We start from the raw sequence: 20,155 nt of genomic DNA, 5'->3' as shown, positions 1-20,155 counted from the left end.
TGAGGATAATGGATTTTGGGAGTGTACTTACCGCGATGGTAACACCGTTTAACCAGAAAGGTGAAATTGACTTTAATAAGACAACAATTCTGGTTGATTATTTAATCGAAAATGGAACGGAAGGTCTTGTCATTGCAGGGACTACTGGGGAATCGCCTACATTATCGGCAAGTGAAAAGCTGGAACTCTTTAAACATGTAGTGGATGTTGCAAACAAACGAGTGCCAGTAATTGCCGGAACAGGAAGTAATGATACGGCAAGTTCAATTGTGTTAACAAAACAAGCGCAGGCGTGCGGTGTCGACGCAATAATGCTGGTAAGCCCCTATTACAACAAACCCAGCCAGCAGGGTTTATATAAACATTTTGAGCAAATAGCGGGTGAAACATCATTACCAATTATGCTTTATAACATTCCTGGGCGTTCAGTTGTCAATATGGAAGCTGACACGATCATCAGGTTAAGCCAAATTGATAATATTGTCTCAGTGAAAGAGGCAAGTGGTGATTTAGATCAGGTAGCAACAATCATTGAAAATACCTCTTCTACATTTAGTGTGTATAGTGGGGATGATGGGTTAACATTACCAATGCTTTCAATTGGCGCTATCGGTATTGTGTCCGTTGCATCACATATCATCGGTAATGAAATGAATCGTATGGTAAAAGAATTTAAGGAAGGAAATGTATCAAATGCCGCAAACATTCATCGTAGATTTCTTCCAGTTATGAAAGGATTGTTCAATTACCCTTCGCCGACCCCAGTAAAATATGCACTGCAACGGAAAGGACTGGAATGTGGCGGTGTACGCTTACCGCTGGTTGCTTTATCAAAAGACGAACAAAAGGTAATAGACGATGTAATCAAAAGGGATTTATACTTTAAGAAAGCATAATCGGTATAAAGTATAAAAAATCCAAGGCGCCATTAGTCCCGGCGACAACCCAGGCTTTTTAGACTGCCAACTAAATGTTGGTGGTTTTTTTAATAGGAAAACCTTCACTTGTTCATACTAATTACTAGCAGTATAAAAACAAGAGGAGTGTCGCTAAATGAATAATCAACCATCAATGGATAAAGACAAAAACCAAGAAGAGGAAAACAACAAGTCTTCCCTAGTGGAAAAAATACAACAGCTTGGACAATCCAATGTCCCGCAATCACCAGATTCGAATATTCATGTACTTACTATTATTGGTCAAGTTGAGGGGCATATACAATTACCTCCGCAAAACAAAACAACGAAATATGAACATCTTATTCCACAACTCATAGCAATAGAACAAAATCCAAAAATTGAAGGTGTGGTCATATTACTAAATACGGTTGGTGGGGACGTTGAGGCTGGACTGGCTTTGTCAGAAATGATAGCATCAATTTCAAAGCCGACTGTTTCCATTGTGCTTGGCGGAGGACATTCAATTGGTGTTCCCATTGCAGTTTCGACAGACCATTCTTTTATCGTTCCAACAGCTACAATGATCATTCATCCAATCCGCCTAACAGGGATGGTAATCGGTGTTCCACAAACCTTTGAATATCTGGATAAAATGCAGGATAGAGTGATTAACTTTGTGATTAATCATTCAAATATTAAAGAGGAAAAGTTTAAAGATCTTATGTTTGCAAAAGGCAATTTAACTCGGGATATAGGGTCAAACGTGGTAGGTGCTGATGCAGTGGAATACGGTTTAATTGACGCTGTTGGTGGCGTAAAAGAAGCAATGGAAAAAGTAAACGAATTGATTGGTCAAACTAAACAAACAGGGGGTGGTAAGGAATGACTCTTTATACACCGATGACCGAGTCAGAAATTTTTCCGGAACAAAATAATCAAAATTCAAATCGATTAGTGATTAATCACCAAAACAGATCCGTTTATGTTGAAAAAAATAAAGCTGGAAATTATCAAATTGTTCAATTGTTGTCAACAGACCCAAAAGACTTTATGGATCCTGAGTATCAGCCAGGTTCCATTCTATCTTCACAATAATTTTATAAGAATCCAGTGGTAATCTATGCTATAATAGCGTTAGATACTGGATATTATTGTTAACCCTTGTCAACATGATGACAGGGGTTTCATATTCAGCCATATCTGTTAATAGAGGTGAAATAGATGGCTAAGAAACGAAAGAAAAAGAAAAAGAATCAGTTAAAGAAACAAGTTAAATTTGAATTATTGGGCTTACTCTTTTTATTTATTGCTATATTTGGAAGCGGTGCAGGTATTATTAGTGATGGGGTAATTCCAAGCATATTGGAAAATATCTTTCAATTCTTTTTCGGAATATGGTATTTTATCGCCTCATTACTATTGCTTGTTACTGGTTTGTTTTTAATTATTAAGCGAAGATATCCGGATTTTTCCCATAAGAAAATGATTGGATTTTATATTATTATTTTAGGAATCCTACTCCTGACACATATCCAAACGTATGAAATGTTGCTGTTTAAGTCAGATAATGCTTCCATTATCCGGTCTACATGGAGCCGTTTCTTTACATATGTAAACGGTCCAGGGGAGTTGGCGCAAACAGGCGGAGGGATGATTGGAGCAGTTTTATTTTCTTTTTGTTATTATTTGTTTTCATCAATTGGAGCAAAAATTGTTGCTATTTTTTCTATCATAATTGGAATTATATTTCTGACTGAATTTTCTTTGGGTGACTTCTCATCTAAAGTATGGTCCAGGGTGAAAACTGCCACTGCAAATGTCAGGACAAAAACGAAAGAAAATAAGCAGGACAAAAACGATGCAGATGTAGAACCAGAAATTAAACAGGTTGAATCTAAGCAACAAGCTGTAGACCACGATGAACCCGTAATCCAGGATTTCACCGATGTAGCATATTCATTTGATGAACCAAAAAAACAAGAGGCACAATCAGCCCAGGACACGAATCAAACGGAGGAAACGGATGTAGACTTTCCTAGTACGATGCCGATGACTGAGCCGGAAAACTATGAATATGTGTTGCCATCAATTGATTTACTTACAGAACCGACTCACAATTCACAACAACAGGAAAAATCACATATCCAAGCTACTGTTAGAAAACTTGAACGTACATTTAGCAGTTTTGGAGTTAAAGCCAGAATTACTAAGGTGCATGTCGGTCCAGCAGTTACGAAATATGAAGTATATCCAGAGGCGGGTGTAAAAGTAAGCAAAATAGTGAGCCTTCACGATGACCTGGCGCTTGCCTTAGCTGCGAAAGACATACGGATAGAGGCGCCAATTCCAGGTAAATCTGCTGTTGGTATAGAAGTTCCTAACACAGAGGTGGCTATGGTGGCTTTACGGGAGGTGGTGGACACGTCATTAGTAAAGCAATCTTCCAAACTATTATTCGGGTTAGGGCGTGACATATCTGGTGACGCCGTTGTTGCCGAGTTAAATAAGATGCCACATCTGTTAATTGCAGGTGCAACGGGAAGCGGTAAGAGTGTTTGTGTAAATGGAATTATCACCACTATCCTAATGCGGGCTAAGCCGCATGAAGTTAAAATGATGATGATTGACCCAAAAAAGGTCGAATTGAATGTATATAACGGCATACCACATTTATTGGCGCCAGTTGTTACAGACCCGAAAAAGGCTTCAAGGGCATTGAAGAAAGTTGTATCAGAAATGGAAAGACGATATGAATTGTTTTCGGACACTGGAACTAGAAATATTGAAGGATACAATGAGTACATTCGTAAATATAATCAGTCATTGGGGGAAGAGGAGGATAAACAGCCTAATCTCCCGTATATTGTAGTACTTGTCGATGAATTAGCGGATCTAATGATGGTCGCATCAAGTGATGTTGAAGATGCCATTACTCGATTGGCGCAAATGGCTCGTGCAGCAGGGATACATCTTATTATTGCAACCCAACGTCCATCCGTTGACGTTATAACTGGGGTTATTAAAGCGAATATCCCATCCAGGATTGCATTTAGTGTCTCATCACAAACCGATTCCAGAACCATCCTGGATTCCGGTGGGGCGGAGAAGTTATTAGGACGAGGTGATATGCTGTTTATGCCTGTTGGTTCCTCGAAACCAACACGAGTCCAAGGTGCGTTTTTATCTGATGAAGAAGTTGAACGGATAGTTGATCATTGTATCGATCAGCAAAAGGCTTCCTATCAAGAAGAAATGATTCCTGAAGATACTAGTGAAATACAATCAGAGGTTGATGATGAACTATACGAAGATGCTGTGCAGATGATTACAGAAATGCAGACTGCAAGTGTTTCAATGCTGCAACGCAGGTTCAGGATTGGATATACAAGAGCTGCCAGGTTAATAGATGCAATGGAAGATAGGGGCATAGTCGGCCCATACGAAGGCAGCAAACCAAGAGCAGTTTTAATATCCCAATCTTCAGAAGAAAAACTATCTTAAAAGAGGAATCGGACAATAATTAGTTACCTAAATTATTGTCCGGTTTTTTAATGTGCGTGTTGGGAAAGTAAAAATGAAAATATGCCTAGCTCCAGCGCCCAGCAATCAGCACTGATCAAGGTGGGAAGAGCATTTAGCGCAGTTCCAAACCTCACCTACCTTCACTACGAGAAGTCAACATCTGAGCTTTTCTTAAAAAGAGTGGGAAAATAGTAAATTTTTTTTGAGAAATTTGACCTATTGTGTTTATTTATTAGTTGAAAAGTGTTATATTTATCTCGGACAAAAGAGTCATACGTCAGATGTCAGATCTCTTTTACTATAAGTTAAGATTGAATTGCAGGAGGTCACTATGTCGATTAAAACCGATTCACGTCATCTATACTTACAAGTGATTGAAGAAATTAAACGTGATATTCAATCAGGTAAGTATAAAGAAAAAGAAAAACTGCCTTCTGAATTCCAGCTTTCTAAACAATTGGGCGTTTCCAGAGCAACACTGCGAGAAGCGTTACGTATCCTAGAAGAGGATAATGTAGTAACACGCAAACATGGTGTTGGTACATTCGTAAATTCAAAACCCATTTTTTCATCAGGGATTGAACAGTTAAACAGTGTGACTTCCATGATCGAAAGCTCAGGCAGAACTGCTGGATCCCAATATTTATCAACTGAGCTTCTAGAGCCAATGGATGAAGACAGGGAAAAATTTTCACCGTTAACCATTCATACAATTGCCCAAATTGAGAGAGTCAGAACGGCTGATAATGAACCTGTCGTTTTTTGTATCGATAAGGTTCCAGAAGGAGTCATACCATTAGAACGAGTACATAAAGAGGATTCTCTATTTAAATTAATAGAAGAATATTCCCGTAAGCGCATAGCCTATGCAGTTACGTATATCGAACCAATCGGTTACCATGACCGTATTTATGAAATTCTCAATTGTGATCCCGAGCAGTCATTATTGTTATTAAAACAAATGCATTACACTGAAGAAGATGAACCTGTCTTATACTCAGCAAACTATTTCCGATCAGATGTGTTTAGTTTCCATGTTTTGAGGAAACGTATGTAAGGGGTTTCATAACAGGTTTAGGGGGTGGTTGTTAACAGCAACTAACATCACATATTATAGGTGAAAGTCATGATTTTAATTAATTCAATAATAGGGGGTATTTAGGTTGAAAAATCGTAAATTTTTAGTGTTGTTTGCATTGATTTTAAGTCTAGGATTTATTTTAGCTGCATGTGGAAACTCTGACGATGAATCATCAAAAGATTCCGGGGGAAGTTCAGATGGCGACAAAAAATCAGGTGATTACAAGGTCGGTATGGTTACTGATGTTGGCGGGGTCGATGACAAATCATTTAACCAATCAGCCTGGGAAGGTCTTCAAGCATGGGGCAAGGAACATGACTTTGAAAAAGGTAAACAATTCGATTATATTCAATCAAACGAAGATGCAGATTACATGCCAAACGTAACACGTCTTGTGCGTCAGGATTATAACTTGATTTTTGGTATTGGCTATAAACTAAATGATGGTATTAATAAATCGGCGGAACAGTATCCTGATACAAATTTTGCAATTGTTGATTCCGTCGTTGATCAACCAAATGTAGCAAGTATTACTTTTAAAGAGCACCAAGGATCTTTCCTCGTAGGTGTAGCAGCTGCCAAGAAAACAAAAACCAATAAAATTGGTTTCGTTGGCGGAACTGATTCAGAGTTAATTAATAAATTTGAATCTGGCTATATCGCTGGCGCTAAATCGGTAAATCCGGACATCAAAATTGATGTACAATATGCTGGCGCATTTGACGCCCCAGATGATGGTAAACTGATTGCAGCAAACATGTACAATAATGGCGTTGATGTTATTTATCACTCATCAGGCGCAACAGGAAATGGTGTATTTGCACAGGCAAAAGACATTAAACAAAATGATCCAGAACGTGAAATCTGGGTAATTGGTGTTGACCGTGATCAATATGATGAGGGTCAAATTGGCGATTATAATATCACACTTACCTCTATGGTTAAACGTGTTGATATTGCTGTACAGGACGTTTCCAATAAAGCCATGAACGGTGAATTCCCTGGTGGAAAAGTGCTTGAGTATGGTTTGAAGGATGACGCTGTAGCTTATGCTAAAACAAACAAAGAAGCCTTAACTGATGAAATTGTTAAAGCAATTGAAAAATGGAAAGAAAAGATCGTTAGTGGGGAACTAGAGGTTCCTAAAACACGTGAAGAAACGAAAGCATATGTAGATGCTCTATAATTAAGGTGAAAAGGCTGGACTCTCCAGCCTTTTATCACTCTTAGCAAAATCCTCAACTGAAGAGGAGTAAGTTCCGGCCCTTTTCATTTGGGGATTTTTTACACTAAGTATAAATTTTTATCGGTATAAAGTATAAAAAGATCCAAAGCTTTCGCCATTAGTTTTTGACGACAGCCAAGGTTTTCTAAAAGAAATGTGCTTATAGGGGAGTGAATATTTTGGATTACGTAGTAGAAATGCTAAATATAAGAAAAGAATTCCCGGGCATTGTTGCTAACGATAATATCACCGTCCAAGTGAGAAAAGGTGAGATACATGCATTGTTAGGCGAAAATGGCGCAGGGAAATCAACCTTAATGAATGTATTATTCGGACTGTACCAGCCGGAAAAAGGCGAAATACGTTACAAAGGTGAAAAAGTAAACATTACAGATCCCAATGTTGCGACTAGACTTGGAATTGGTATGGTTCATCAACATTTTATGCTGGTGGACAACTATACAGTTACTGAAAACATTATTCTTGGAAGTGAACCGACAAAAAATGGAAAAATCAATATAAAAAAGGCGGAGAGAGAGGTTCAAGAGCTATCTGACCGCTACGGTCTCAAAGTGGATCCTACTGCTAAAATTCGCAATATTTCTGTTGGAATGCAGCAGCGTGTAGAAATATTAAAAACACTGTACCGCGGTGCTAATGTTTTAATTTTTGATGAACCAACAGCTGTATTAACACCTTTGGAAATAAATGAGTTAATCGATATCATGCACTCTTTAATTAATGAGGGTAAATCTATTATTCTAATCACACATAAACTAAAAGAAATTATGCAGGTGTGTGATAGATGTACAGTAATTCGTAAAGGTAAGGGAATTGGTACTGTTAATGTTAGTGAGACTAATGTAACAGAGCTTGCATCGTTAATGGTAGGCAGGGATGTTAAGTTTACAACCGATAAAAAAACTGCTGATCCATCACATGTTGTTTTGGAGATTGAAAATTTAAATGTAAAAGATTCTAGAAATGTTAAAATTGTAAAGGATTTAAATCTGGAAGTCCGTGCGGGTGAGATAGTCGGTATTGCAGGTGTAGATGGAAACGGTCAGACAGAATTAATTGAGGCTATTACTGGATTGACAAAATCCCAATCAGGTTCGATAAAAGTAAACGGTAAAAATATTACAAACTTTAAACCACGAAAGGTGACAGAAAGTGGTGTTGGACACATACCGCAAGATCGTCATAAATTTGGTTTAGTATTGGATTTTCCCGTGGCTGAAAATATTGTATTACAAACCTACTATCAAAAGCCCTACTCGAAAAATAAAGTTCTGCACTATAAGAATATTTATACAAAGGCTAAGGAACTTGTCGAGGAATATGATGTTCGTACACCAAGTGTGCATACAAAAGCCCGGGCACTATCAGGTGGAAATCAACAAAAGGCAATTATAAGCCGCGAGATAGACAGATCTCCGGATTTACTTATTGCTGCGCAGCCAACACGCGGACTTGATGTAGGAGCTATTGAGTTCATTCATAGTAAACTAGTACAAGAACGAGACAAAGGAAAAGCTGTTTTACTAGTTTCTTTTGAATTAGATGAAGTAATGGATGTTAGTGATCGAATCGCAGTTATGTTTGATGGAAAAGTTGTTGCAAATGTCAAACCGGAAGAAACAAATGAACAAGAATTAGGTCTGCTTATGGCAGGCAGCACCAACGCTGAGGCAGGTGATAATAGTGGCTTCTAGTAAATTGTTTAATATTTTGGTACCAGTCATTTCGGTGATTCTGGGGTTGATTTCCGGTGCAATCCTGATGCTTGTTTTTGGTTACAATCCTATTGAAGGTTATATAGCATTATGGAATGGTGCTTTTGGCGATGTCTACTTCTTTGGTGAAACAATCAGACAAGTTACCCCATATATTTTAACTGGTCTGGCAGTTGCTTTTGCTTTTCGTACCGGATTGTTCAATATCGGTGCAGAAGGACAAGTGATTGTCGGTTGGCTTGCGGCAGTCTGGGTTGGACTTGCTGTTGATGCGCCAATCTTTGTTCATTTGCCTTTGGCCATATTAGCTGCTGCAGTTGCAGGTGGGCTCTGGGGATTCATTCCAGGGATACTTAAAGCTAGACTTGGTGTCCATGAGGTAATCGTGACCATTATGCTTAATTACACGGCCTTATACACAGCTAATGCAATTATTCGACATGTGTTAACTGATTCAAAGGACTCAACTGAAACCATTCCAGCCTCAGCATCCATGGCATCTGAGTGGTTACAGCAAATCACCATGTATTCTCGAATGCACTATGGAATTTTATTAGCTTTGTTTGCAGCAATTATAATGTGGTTTATCATTGAAAAAACGACACTGGGTTATGAATTGCGATCCGTTGGATTTAATCAGCATGCATCTAAATATGCAGGAATGAACGTAAAGAAAAATATTGTGCTATCAATGGTTATTTCCGGGGCGTTTGCTGGACTTGCCGGAGCAGCTGAAGGATTAGGAACATTTGGTTATATGTCCGTGCAATCTGGCTTTACCAATTTAGGATTCGATGGAATCGCCGTAGCATTATTAGGTGCAAATACAGCGCTGGGTGTTATTATTGCAGCCTTTTTATTTGGTGTATTAAAAGTTGGGGCATTGAATATGCCGCTTGCCGCAGACGTTCCTGCAGAATTAGTTGATATCATTATTGCAATTATTATATTCTTTGTGGCATCAAGCTATATCATAAGATGGGCTATACTTCGCTTTAAAAAGGAGGGGAAATAAATGAACATTGTAGATCTTCTGCAATCAATTATTCCACCTGCATTATTCTTTTCGGCACCCCTAATTTTTACTGCGATCGGTGGTGTATTTAGTGAACGTTCCGGAGTAGTTAATATTGGACTTGAAGGATTAATGGTTATGGGTGCGTTCGTAGGTGTTGTGTTTAATTTAACGTTTGCTGATGCACTAGGAGCATGGACTCCATGGATTTCGATCCTTGTAGCAATGGTTGTTTCCGCTATCTTCTCATTAATACATGCAGTTGCATCCATTACATTTCGTGCAGAACAAGTAGTAAGTGGTGTAGCAATCAACTTCCTTGCTCTGGGATTAGGAGTATTTTTAACCAAACAATGGTATGATAAAGGTCAAACAGATATGGTTAGTAAACCATTTTATACAACAGATATTCCTTTATTAAGCGATATTCCTGTCTTAGGACCCATCTTGTTCCAAGGTATTTATTTAACATCTTATTTGGCAATTGCTTTAGCTTTTATAGCCTGGTATGTATTGTATAAAACACCGTTTGGATTACGTCTGCGAGCTGTAGGCGAACATCCAATGGCCGCTGATACAAATGGGATCAGTGTTTACAAAATGCGTTATATGGCAGTGTTCCTATCTGGAGCTTTTGGTGGTTTAGGCGGATCGGTTTTCGCATTAACTATTGCACTCAATTTCTCACATGCAACAATTGTAGGGCAGGGTTTTATGGCGCTAGCAGCTGTAATTTTTGGTAAATGGCACCCACTAGGAGCAATGGGGGCGGCGCTGTTTTTTGGTTTTGCCCAAAGTCTAAGCGTAATTAGTGCTGGGATTCCATTTCTCGAAGATGTACCACAGGTATACCTGTTAATCGCACCGTATATTTTAACGATTTTGGCACTGGCTGGTTTTATTGGCCGGGCAGAAGCTCCGAAAGCGAATGGTGTTCCCTATATTAAAGGTAATAGATAAGCATGATAAAGAAGCTGTTCCAAAACAAAATCAAGGAACAGCTTCTTACTTTTGTTTAAAAAGGTCACTAATCATATCGCAGTTGATAAAAATTGCGACGTAACAGTAAGGTAATTTCCGACGAAAAATGCGCTGGGTTGTTTTCCGCTCCGGACTGTTACTTTCCGCGGGCACGGCTTCAGCCTCCTTGCCGGGGCATGGAGGTTCATCGGCTGCCACGAAATGCGCGATGTTTTTCCGTAGCGGTGGACTAACACTTGTATAACGTTAATTCGCAGTTTGTGTCAAAAACACAATCTTTTAGAAAACAAGCTTTAAAAAAATTCATGGTTATAGTTGAAACGGTCAATACTACAACATAGAATTATACTGCTATCAAAAAAATAAACAGTCTGGAGATGTTTTTATGAATCAGGTGAATGAAAAAGTTATTGAATCAGGTGGATTAAATCTTCATTTGGTGCCAAGTAATAAGTTTAAGACACTCAATTTCGTAGTTAAATTTAAAACTGTATTAGACCCGACGACAATTACCAGGCGTGCAATCCTGCCCTATGTATTGCGACAGGGAACAATGAATTATCCGAAACGAAAAATTTTACAACAAAAATTGGATGATTTATATGGTGCTGTTTTATCAATTGATGGCACTAAAAAAGGTGATTTTCATATTCTTACCTTTCGAATGGAAATTCCAAACCAGCGTTTATTACAAAATGAATCAGCACTTATCGAAGAAGCGCTGGAAGTATTAAATGAAATTATAAACCATCCAAAGGTTTCTAAAGGTAGTTTTGACCCGAAAATTGTTGACCGGGAAAAAGAAACGCTGAAACAAAAGATCAATTCGATTATGGATGATAAAATGAGCTATGCTAACATACGGCTGATAGATGAAATGTGTGAGGATGAAGTATATAAAACACATGTGCAGGGATATATTGACGACTTACCTGAACTTAATGGCGAAAGTTTATTTACATACTATCAGACAGTATTAAAGAAAGATTGTATGGATTTTTATGTGCTTGGAGATTTTGATGAAACGAAAATGACGTCAAGCATCAACTCTGTTTTTCATAGGGATGAGCAACAAATTGAAACACATCACACAACTTCTAAAAAGGACTTTCAGATAAAACCGACAACCATTACTGAGAAACAGGAGGTGCAACAGGCGAAACTCCATATCGGGTACCGGACAAATTGCACCTATAGTGATCCAGCTTATTTCGCATTACATGTATTTAATGGATTATATGGGGGGTTTCCAAATTCCAAACTGTTTATCCATGTCCGGGAGAAAAATAGCCTTGCCTATTACGCTTCATCACGTATGGAGAGCCATAAAGGGCTATTGTTTGTATTTAGCGGTATTGCCCCGAAGGACTTTCACCAAGCAAAAGAAATCATGGATCAGCAAATGACCGCAATGAAAAATGGTGAGTTTACAGAGGATGAGATCAGCTCCGTTAAAGAGTTAATCGTAAATCAGCTTCTGGAAACCCTCGATCACCCCCAGGGAATTATTGAAATGCTGTATCAGCAGGTCGTTGCTAATCATGAATTACCACCGGAAAAGTTAATTGAAAACATTAAAAAGGTGCGAAAGGAAGATGTTTTGCAGGTAGCGAAACGAATCCAAGAGGATACCACATACTTACTTACAAATAAGGAAGAGGGGTAATCAAATTGTCACTTAAAAGATACGAGGATATAAATGAAGTGCTAATAGCAGAAAAACTTGCCAATGGGCTGCAGGTTTTCTTGTTGCCAAAGAAAGAACTTTCCAAAACGTTTGCGATATTTTCAACAAACTACGGGTCAGTTGATCTAAGCTTTGTTCCACGAGATAAAGAAGAAGCTGTTACTGTACCAGAAGGTGTTGCTCACTTCCTTGAACATAAAATGTTTGAAAAAGAAGATCATGATGTATTCGCTGATTTTAGTAAACAGGGTGCTTCGGCAAATGCATTTACCTCATTCACAACTACAGCTTACCTTTTCACTGCAACCAATTATATTGAGAAAAATGTAAAGACGCTGCTCGATTTTGTGCAAGCGCCATATTTCTCTGATCAATCAGTTGAAAAGGAAAAAGGAATCATTGGACAGGAAATTACTATGTATGAGGACCAGCCTGATTGGCGGATGTTTATGGGAACGATTCAAAACTTATTCAAGAATCATCCTGTAAAGGTGGATATTGCTGGAACTGTTGAATCAATAAGTGCTATTACAAAAGAGAATTTATACGAATGTTACGAAACCTTTTATCACCCTGATAATATGACATTATTTATTGCTGGTAATTTTGATGAAAAAAGCATGATGTCCCTTATTAAAGAAAATCAATCAGCAAAAGAATTTGCACCATCTGATCAAATAAGACGAATCATGCCAGACGAGCCAAGGGAAGCATACAAAAAGGAAACCACTATCAAAATGCCAGTTTCCACACCAAGATGTGCTGTAGGAATAAAAGGTCATATTGGTGAATTAAATAGTGAAACATATTTATTGCATGATTTGATTCAAGGGATGGTCCTGGATTTTTATTTCTCACAAGGTGGTTCTTTTTATCAACAACTGTATAATGAGGGTATTATTGACAATAGTTTTTATTTTGAAATCAATATGGAAAAGGGATTTGGTTATGCCATAATTGGCGGGAACACCTCAGAACCTGAAAAGTTTAGTAGCATGGTAAAAGAGATGTTATTAAGTATTAAAGAAAAAAAGATTAGTGAAGAAGAATTCGAACGGATGAGAAAAAAACAAATAGGTCAATTACTGCGGTCTATGAACTCAGTTGAATTTATTGCAAAACAATACATTCATTACCACCGGGTAGGGATCGATTTCATGGAGATTGTCTCAAAGCTTGAGGAATTAGCATATGAACAAGTTACATCATTTGTTCAGGACTGGATAGATGAAGAACAATTGACCACATTTAAAATTAAAGCGGAGTAGGGAGATACAATGGGGAAAAATGTATTAGTCATCGGGGCAAGTGGAGATATTGGACTTGCGATAACGAGGCAGTTGGCAAATGACGGGTTTAATTTACTGCTTCATTTTCACAATAACCATGACGGATTTAAAACAATACGAAAAACGATAAATGAAGAGTGCATTTTGCTGGAAATTAAAGCCGATCTTAGCTGTGTAGAGGGGATCAATTACTTATTAACGCAGATCGTCTTTCCGGTGGACGCCATTGTTATTGCTAGTGGAAAAGCCCACCATTCACTCTTTCAAGACAGTGTAGAGCATGAAATGGATGAAATGCTCAATTTACATGTCAAGGCTCCTTGGATGATTGTTAACCATTTGCTGCCATCAATGATTAGGCGGAAAAAGGGAACGATTATTCTTATCACTTCTATTTGGGGAGATGTTGGAGCGAGTAATGAAGTCATCTACTCATCAGTTAAAGGGGCGCAAAATAGTTTTGTTAAGGCTTTGGCTAAAGAGGTTGCAGCAAGTGGGATCTCGGTTAATGCAATCAGTCCTGGCTTCATCAATACAAAAATGAATCAGCACTTATCGCCGGAAGAGAAACAAGCGATTATTCAACAGATACCAATGAATAAATCCGGTTCGCCCGACGATATTGCACATACAGTTCAATTTCTAATGGATGAAAAGTCCAATTATATTCAAGGTGAAATAATCAATATTAATGGGGCATGGTAATTTTCTGGTGAATTCTTGATTTGAAACGTCCTTCCGCTTTTCCAACTTATCTATGTATAAAGTATTTAGAAAATCAAATACTAACGATGTAAAAAAGTTAAAAGGAGGATGTTCGATGTCTGTTTTAGATAATTTTGATACTTGGAAAGAATTCTTATCAAATCGTTTGCAGCAAGCGCAATCTGAGGGAATGAGCCAACAATCAGTTAATAATGTTGCAGTTGAAGTAGGCGACTATTTATCCAAAAGTGTAGATGCAAAAAATAATGAAGAGGCCGTTCTAAGAGAATTATGGAATGCAGCTTCAAAAGATGAGAAACATGCGCTTGCAAGTACAATGGTTAAACTTGTTCAGAACCAGGGAAACACCCAATAATACTTCACATAAAGAAGCTGATTCCGATTCAGCTTCTTTTTTTAACAGGCTTTTGCTGTGCTTATATCGTCCCAGTTGATAAAAATAGCGACATATACGCAGGGTTGCTTTCCGCGGGCACGGCTTAAGCCTCTTTGCCGGGTGGCCACTGAAAAAGGTAAATATGGTACAAAATAAGGGATCTATCATCGCATCTTGAATATATTTCGCTTTCCGCGGGCGAGTGTCGAGTCTCCTTGCCCCGGCAAGGGGGTAGCCGACGTTGCCCGCAAAGGGCGGTTTTAGTCGGGCCTCATTAACTGCCGTCCTCCGGGGGCTCGCCGATCTCTTACTTCCCGCAGGAGTCTCCGTATATTCAAGATGCTAAGTAAAGGTGCAAAACTAAATTTTTAAAATCCACCACTTTTTCAGTGCCCTTCCTTGCCGGGGCAAGGAGGCTCATCAGCTGCACACGGAAAGTGTTTTTCCGTAGCGGTCGCTGGACCACCAAACATGATTTTAGTTACGTAGCAGTTTATGGATTTTGTGTCAAAAACAACAATCTTTTAAAAAGCAGCTTTTAAAAAAAAGGGAAGAAAATCCCATTTACGCAGATTCTTCTTTTCAGGGAAGTAAAAATCCTTTATTATGGTTGTATGGATAAATTGCATTTATAGGATGAATTCGGTAACATTAAAACAGCGTGTAACAAAAAGGAGCGTATTATGGAAAAAACAGAATGGTACCTTGAATATGAAATTCAATATAACCGTCCTGGTTTATTAGGTGATATCTCTTCTTTATTAGGAATGCTTTCCATCAATATCATTTCAATAAATGGTGTGGAAAATTCTAGACGAGGCATGCTATTGTTATCTAAAAAAGATGAGCAAATAACTCGATTGATGTCGATTTTAGAAACAACAGATACTATAAGAATAACCAAGCTTCGTAAACCAAAATTACGTGACAAATTAGCCGTAAGGCATGGCAGATATATACAGAGTGATGTAGATGATCGAAAGACATTTCGATTTGTCCGTGATGAATTGGGACTATTAGTTGATTTTATGGCAGAGTTATATAAAAAGGAAGGGCACAAATTGATTGGGATTCGTGGCATGCCGCGTGTCGGTAAAACGGAATCAATTGTTGCTGCAAGTGTTTGTGCAAATAAACGCTGGTTGTTTGTATCTAGTACTTTACTAAAACAAACCATCCGAAGCCAGTTAATTAAGGACGAATATAATAGTAATAATATTTATATTGTCGATGGAATTGTATCAACACGTCGTGCCAATGAAAAACATTGGCAGTTAATCAGGGAAATAATGGCACTTCCGGCTATTAAAGTGGTGGAACATCCGGATATGTTTGTGAAATCCACGGAATATGAATTAGAGGATTTTGATTATATTATTGAACTGCGAAGCAATGAGGACGAAATAATTACATACGAACCTATTGAACCAGAGAATGGACCGAATGAAAGTGGTTTTTCAATGTTTGATTTTTAAATTGGATGGTGTTACTTATGGAGATTGGAACTAAATTAAAGGAAGCACGCGTCGCGCAAGATTTATCCCTTGAAAGTGTTCAGGAAACAACAAAGATTCAGAAACGGTATCTAGTTGCTATTGAAGAGGGCAACTTTCAGATACTCCCAGGGAAATTTTATGCTCGTGCATTTATTAAGGAATATGCTACTGCCGTTGGGTTAGATCCTGGTGAATTATTGGATGAATATCAGGATGAAGTTCCGAAAACTGAGGAGGAAAACACTGAACAATATACCCGTATTCAGCGATCCAGAAGGGATACGAATTCATCAAGAGGACCGGCAATATTTTCTTTTTTTCCAACAATCATTGTAATTATCCTTATCATCGGCATCATATTTGCGGCCTATTATTTTTATTCTAAATCATCGTCTGGAGATACATCAGAACCAGTAGATACGAATGACGATAATGAGATTATCTATAATCCTGGTGAAAATGAGAATCAGGATAACCAAAAACCTGATGACGGAGCAGATAATGCAGACGGAACAGATAGTGCTTCAAAGGATGAAAATCAAACAGATGCAACCAAAGAGGAGGAAAATCCCGAAAAAACCGAACCAACATTGGAGCTAGTTGAAGAAGGTTCTGGTCCAAGTCCGGAATCTACGTTTGATTTAAATAATGCCGGTGATGAAGTAATTATCAAATTAGAGTCTGACAGTAATTCTTATCTCGGGCTAACAAATGGTGAAGAGAAAGAATATTATGCTGGCCCCTTTACTGCCGATGATTCACCAAAGGAAATAGATGTTTCTGGTGATGAACGAATTTATTTTAATGTGGGTAGTGCCCCAGGACTGCAAATAACAATTGACGGGGTTGAGTTGAAATACCCAGTAGACCCCGCAGAAAAAGTACATCAAAAGATATGGATTAATATTAATCAAGAACAATAAAGTAATTGAAATTTAAACCCTTCCACGTGTAATTAGGAAGGGTTTACCTTATAAAGGCAATTTTCAGGAGGACAAACAATGAACATACCAAATAAAATTACATTATCCAGGATATTTTTGATTCCAATTTTTATTTTATTACTTTCTATTCCCTTTGAATGGGGGCAACTGGACATTGGAGAGGCATTTTTACCTGTATCCCACTTTGTAGCAGCTTTATTATTCATTATTGCTTCAACAACAGATTGGATTGATGGGCACTATGCAAGAAAGTATAACCTAGTTACCAATTTAGGGAAGTTTTTGGATCCGCTTGCTGATAAACTTCTCGTTTCCGCTGCCTTAATATTGCTTGTTGAAATGGGACTCGCCCCGGCATGGATTGTTATTTTAATTATAAGCAGGGAGTTTGCAGTTACAGGATTGCGTCTGGTCGCAGCAGGAGAGGGAACTGTACTGGCTGCAAGTCAAATGGGCAAGTTGAAAACATGGATTCAAATCATCGCAATATCAGCATTACTTCTTCATAACTTTCCATTTTCTTATCTCGGATTACGTTTTGATATTATAGCATTGTACGCTGCATTAATTATTACGGTAATATCAGGCTATGATTACTTTGTGAAAAACTGGAATGTAATGAGGGATTCGAAATGATGAAACAACTTAATGCGGAAATAGTTGCTGTAGGGACGGAACTGCTACTTGGACAAATAGCAAATACAAATGCACAATGGATTTCGCAACAACTGGCATTGTATGGCGTTAATGTTCTTTTTCACAGTGTAGTTGGGGATAATCTGACTAGAGTACATGCTGAGTTTGAACATGCTGCTAAACGTTCAGATATAGTTATCGTTACCGGTGGATTGGGGCCAACGGATGATGATTTAACAAGGGAAGCATATCAATTATTGTCCGGAACTCCTATAATTGAACATAAACCTTCTATGGATAAAATCTCATCCTATTTCGACCGCCAGAATGGGACGATGACGCCAAATAATAAAAAACAGGCAAGGGTTTTTGAAGGTGCAACCATCCTTGAAAATAAGGTTGGAATGGCACCGGGCATGATTATCACCAAAAACAATACGATTTGGATTTTTCTTCCTGGCGTTCCAAAGGAAATGAAACAGTTATTTTCGGATGGAGTGTTGCCTTATATTAAAAATAAAACCCAGGATACCACAACAATAGAATCTACTATGCTTCGGTTTATCGGTATTGGTGAATCGCAATTGGAGCATGAAATAAAGGACATAATAGCTGCACAATCCAATCCAACAATTGCCCCGCTAGCACAAACAGAGGGTGTTGCAATTCGATTAACTGCAAAGGCCGAAACTATGAAACAAGCAAAACAGTTAATAGCCGATACCCAGATAAAAATTGAGGATAAGGCTGGGGCTTATTTATATGGTATTGACGATGAAACTATTGAACAAAAAGTTTTTCAATTATTATTAGAACAGCGTAAAACAGTAGCTGCTGCTGAAAGTTTGACCGGCGGATTGTTTACGGATCGATTAATAGGTGTAGAGGGTGCTTCTGCAATATGTCCAGGTGGCATTGTTTGTTATGATACAAAAGTAAAAGAAGATCTCTTGCATGTTCCATCACATATCACAAGGGATATTGGTGTAATTAGTGCGGAATGCGCGGAATCGTTAGCATTAAATGTACGATCTGTACTTGGTTCGTCTTTAGGAATTAGTTTCACCGGTGTTGCTGGTCCGGATAAGGTAGAGGGGTATTCAGTTGGGACAGTGTATATTGGAATTGTAGACGGTAAGGGTACTAAACGGATAAAGAAATTTATTTTTAACGGTGATCGTCAGACAATCCGGAAAAAGGCAGTTTGGAAAGGTTATCAACTTTTATTTAATTTGTTAAAATAGAATTTTATAAAAAGAAAAACTAGACAAAATTGTAGTTTGACCATTAACTATATTGTTAAAGAGTAATTTTTTTAGAATAAATTGTAATAAAAAATGAGAACATTTATTCGACTTTAGTCTTGGCAAATAAAATAAAACCATGTATGATAGATATAGTTAGTTAAAGGAGGTTGTCTCGTTGAGCGATAAAAAACAAGCACTTGATATGGCTTTAAGAAACATAGAAAAGCAATTTGGTAAAGGTTCGATTATGAAATTAGGTGAAACAGCGGAACAAAGAATCGCCACTATTCCAAGCGGGTCATTAGCATTAGATGTGGCATTGGGAATTGGCGGGTATCCACGCGGACGTGTTGTAGAAATATATGGACCGGAATCATCCGGTAAGACAACTGTGGCTTTGCATGCAATTGCAGAAGCACAAAGTCAGGGTGGACAAGCTGCTTTTATAGATGCCGAGCATGCGCTTGATCCAAGTTACGCAAGGGCATTGGGTGTGGATATTGACGAATTGCTTTTATCACAGCCTGATACAGGGGAACAAGCATTAGAGATTGCAGAGGCACTTGTGCGAAGTGGCGCTGTGGATATTATTGTTGTCGATTCAGTTGCTGCACTGGTTCCAAAGGCCGAAATTGAAGGCGAAATGGGTGACGCACATGTAGGGCTGCAGGCACGTCTTATGTCGCAAGCTTTACGGAAGTTATCAGGCGCCATCAATAAATCAAAAACAACTGCCATTTTTATAAACCAAATCAGAGAAAAAGTTGGCGTTATGTTTGGAAACCCGGAAACAACGCCTGGTGGCCGTGCACTTAAGTTTTATTCATCTGTCCGCTTAGAAGTACGCCGTGCAGAAACATTAAAACAAGGGAACGAAATACTTGGTAATAGAGCTAAAATCAAAGTAGTTAAAAATAAGGTAGCACCACCGTTTAAAGTTGCTGAAGTGGATATTATGTATGGAGAAGGGATTTCAAGAGAAGGAGAACTTATTGATATTGGATCAGATTTGGATATTGTTCAAAAGAGTGGCTCTTGGTACTCCTACAATGAAGAACGTCTTGGGCAGGGGCGGGAAAATGCTAAGCAATTCTTAAAGGAAAATAATGATGTGTTAATTGAAATTAAAGGAAAGGTTCGCGATCATTATAATTTGGATGCTGCGCCAGAAGAACCTGTCGGAGAAGGGCAAGAAACATTGGATGTGTAAAACCCCCTAATTATACCTTTTGTCTAGTAAATTCTCATTCTGTAAATCTGGAATGGGGGTTTACTTTTTCTTTTATTTGGAGATT

Annotated in this window: 18 protein-coding genes; all 18 read left to right on the top strand. The window is 38.2% G+C overall.

Annotated elements, in window-relative coordinates:
• The first annotated feature begins 8 nt into the window (after positions 1–8).
• The 18 genes from dapA to recA all read left to right on the top strand — a co-directional run bounded on the left by dapA (position 9) and on the right by recA (position 20,070).
• Positions 9–896: a 4-hydroxy-tetrahydrodipicolinate synthase gene (gene dapA, locus CFK37_RS15585; RefSeq protein WP_172840516.1), complete on the top strand. Its 888-nt coding sequence runs from the start codon at positions 9–11 to the stop codon at positions 894–896.
• Between the two features lie 157 nt (positions 897–1,053).
• The gene (locus CFK37_RS15580) at positions 1,054–1,785 is read left to right on the top strand and encodes a ClpP family protease (protein WP_089062732.1); all 732 of its coding nucleotides are present in this window, start codon (positions 1,054–1,056) and stop codon (positions 1,783–1,785) included.
• Positions 1,782–1,994, top strand: coding sequence for a YlzJ-like family protein (locus CFK37_RS15575; protein ID WP_089062731.1), 213 nt, complete (start codon positions 1,782–1,784; stop codon positions 1,992–1,994). Before CFK37_RS15580 ends, CFK37_RS15575 begins: the two co-directional genes overlap by 4 nt.
• Before the next feature lie 126 nt (positions 1,995–2,120).
• Positions 2,121–4,400: a DNA translocase FtsK gene (locus tag CFK37_RS15570; RefSeq protein ID WP_089062730.1), complete on the top strand. Its 2,280-nt coding sequence runs from the start codon at positions 2,121–2,123 to the stop codon at positions 4,398–4,400.
• Between the two features lie 352 nt (positions 4,401–4,752).
• Positions 4,753–5,478 (top strand): GntR family transcriptional regulator, encoded by a 726-nt coding sequence (locus CFK37_RS15565; protein WP_089062729.1) that lies wholly within the window; start codon positions 4,753–4,755, stop codon positions 5,476–5,478.
• A 106-nt stretch (positions 5,479–5,584) separates the two neighbouring features.
• Positions 5,585–6,688 (top strand): BMP family lipoprotein, encoded by a 1,104-nt coding sequence (locus tag CFK37_RS15560; RefSeq protein WP_089062728.1) that lies wholly within the window; start codon positions 5,585–5,587, stop codon positions 6,686–6,688.
• Between the two features lie 218 nt (positions 6,689–6,906).
• Complete coding sequence (locus CFK37_RS15555) at positions 6,907–8,442, top strand: ABC transporter ATP-binding protein (protein WP_089062727.1); 1,536 nt, start codon at positions 6,907–6,909, stop codon at positions 8,440–8,442.
• Complete coding sequence (locus tag CFK37_RS15550) at positions 8,432–9,478, top strand: ABC transporter permease (protein ID WP_245837230.1); 1,047 nt, start codon at positions 8,432–8,434, stop codon at positions 9,476–9,478. Before CFK37_RS15555 ends, CFK37_RS15550 begins: the two co-directional genes overlap by 11 nt.
• Positions 9,479–10,438 (top strand): ABC transporter permease, encoded by a 960-nt coding sequence (locus CFK37_RS15545; protein WP_172840515.1) that lies wholly within the window; start codon positions 9,479–9,481, stop codon positions 10,436–10,438. It begins immediately after the preceding gene.
• A 406-nt stretch (positions 10,439–10,844) separates the two neighbouring features.
• Positions 10,845–12,125 (top strand): EF-P 5-aminopentanol modification-associated protein YfmF, encoded by a 1,281-nt coding sequence (gene yfmF / locus CFK37_RS15540; RefSeq protein WP_089062726.1) that lies wholly within the window; start codon positions 10,845–10,847, stop codon positions 12,123–12,125.
• A 5-nt stretch (positions 12,126–12,130) separates the two neighbouring features.
• The gene (gene yfmH, locus CFK37_RS15535) at positions 12,131–13,414 is read left to right on the top strand and encodes an EF-P 5-aminopentanol modification-associated protein YfmH (protein ID WP_089062725.1); all 1,284 of its coding nucleotides are present in this window, start codon (positions 12,131–12,133) and stop codon (positions 13,412–13,414) included.
• A gap of 9 nt (positions 13,415–13,423) precedes the next feature.
• Positions 13,424–14,140, top strand: a complete 717-nt coding sequence (gene ymfI / locus CFK37_RS15530) for an elongation factor P 5-aminopentanone reductase (RefSeq protein WP_089062724.1) — start codon at positions 13,424–13,426, stop codon at positions 14,138–14,140.
• A 115-nt stretch (positions 14,141–14,255) separates the two neighbouring features.
• On the top strand, positions 14,256–14,516 hold the full coding sequence (locus CFK37_RS15525; RefSeq protein ID WP_089062723.1) for a DUF3243 domain-containing protein: 261 nt from the start codon (positions 14,256–14,258) through the stop codon (positions 14,514–14,516).
• 704 nt (positions 14,517–15,220) lie between these two features.
• A complete protein-coding gene (locus CFK37_RS15520; RefSeq protein WP_089062722.1) occupies positions 15,221–16,012 on the top strand; it encodes a DUF3388 domain-containing protein in 792 nt (263 codons plus the stop codon).
• A gap of 17 nt (positions 16,013–16,029) precedes the next feature.
• Positions 16,030–16,956: a helix-turn-helix domain-containing protein gene (locus CFK37_RS15515; RefSeq protein WP_089062721.1), complete on the top strand. Its 927-nt coding sequence runs from the start codon at positions 16,030–16,032 to the stop codon at positions 16,954–16,956.
• Positions 16,957–17,034: 78 nt separating this feature from the next.
• Positions 17,035–17,613: a CDP-diacylglycerol--glycerol-3-phosphate 3-phosphatidyltransferase gene (gene pgsA, locus CFK37_RS15510; protein ID WP_089062720.1), complete on the top strand. Its 579-nt coding sequence runs from the start codon at positions 17,035–17,037 to the stop codon at positions 17,611–17,613.
• A complete protein-coding gene (locus CFK37_RS15505; RefSeq protein WP_342746711.1) occupies positions 17,610–18,857 on the top strand; it encodes a competence/damage-inducible protein A in 1,248 nt (415 codons plus the stop codon). The genes pgsA and CFK37_RS15505 overlap by 4 nt, the downstream gene beginning before the upstream one ends.
• 178 nt (positions 18,858–19,035) lie before the next feature.
• Positions 19,036–20,070: a recombinase RecA gene (recA, locus tag CFK37_RS15500; protein ID WP_089062719.1), complete on the top strand. Its 1,035-nt coding sequence runs from the start codon at positions 19,036–19,038 to the stop codon at positions 20,068–20,070.
• Positions 20,071–20,155 lie beyond the last annotated feature (85 nt).

Source organism: Virgibacillus phasianinus (genome assembly GCF_002216775.1).
GTDB classification, from domain to species: domain Bacteria; phylum Bacillota; class Bacilli; order Bacillales; family Amphibacillaceae; genus Virgibacillus_F; species Virgibacillus_F phasianinus.
Note: the sequence above shows the minus strand (reverse complement) of the source record. Positions and strands in the feature narration are given on the sequence as shown.

What these genes read in the sequence shown, in the direction of transcription:
- dapA (WP_172840516.1), top strand. Translation starts at nt 9, where the DNA reads ATGGATTTTGGGAGTGTACTTACCGCGATGGTAACACCGTTTAACCAG.
- CFK37_RS15580 (WP_089062732.1), top strand. Translation starts at nt 1,054, where the DNA reads ATGAATAATCAACCATCAATGGATAAAGACAAAAACCAAGAAGAGGAA.
- CFK37_RS15575 (WP_089062731.1), top strand. Translation starts at nt 1,782, where the DNA reads ATGACTCTTTATACACCGATGACCGAGTCAGAAATTTTTCCGGAACAA.
- CFK37_RS15570 (WP_089062730.1), top strand. Translation starts at nt 2,121, where the DNA reads ATGGCTAAGAAACGAAAGAAAAAGAAAAAGAATCAGTTAAAGAAACAA.
- CFK37_RS15565 (WP_089062729.1), top strand. Translation starts at nt 4,753, where the DNA reads ATGTCGATTAAAACCGATTCACGTCATCTATACTTACAAGTGATTGAA.
- CFK37_RS15545 (WP_172840515.1), top strand. Translation starts at nt 9,479, where the DNA reads ATGAACATTGTAGATCTTCTGCAATCAATTATTCCACCTGCATTATTC.
- yfmF (WP_089062726.1), top strand. Translation starts at nt 10,845, where the DNA reads ATGAATCAGGTGAATGAAAAAGTTATTGAATCAGGTGGATTAAATCTT.
- ymfI (WP_089062724.1), top strand. Translation starts at nt 13,424, where the DNA reads ATGGGGAAAAATGTATTAGTCATCGGGGCAAGTGGAGATATTGGACTT.
- CFK37_RS15525 (WP_089062723.1), top strand. Translation starts at nt 14,256, where the DNA reads ATGTCTGTTTTAGATAATTTTGATACTTGGAAAGAATTCTTATCAAAT.
- CFK37_RS15520 (WP_089062722.1), top strand. Translation starts at nt 15,221, where the DNA reads ATGGAAAAAACAGAATGGTACCTTGAATATGAAATTCAATATAACCGT.
- CFK37_RS15515 (WP_089062721.1), top strand. Translation starts at nt 16,030, where the DNA reads ATGGAGATTGGAACTAAATTAAAGGAAGCACGCGTCGCGCAAGATTTA.
- pgsA (WP_089062720.1), top strand. Translation starts at nt 17,035, where the DNA reads ATGAACATACCAAATAAAATTACATTATCCAGGATATTTTTGATTCCA.
- CFK37_RS15505 (WP_342746711.1), top strand. Translation starts at nt 17,610, where the DNA reads ATGATGAAACAACTTAATGCGGAAATAGTTGCTGTAGGGACGGAACTG.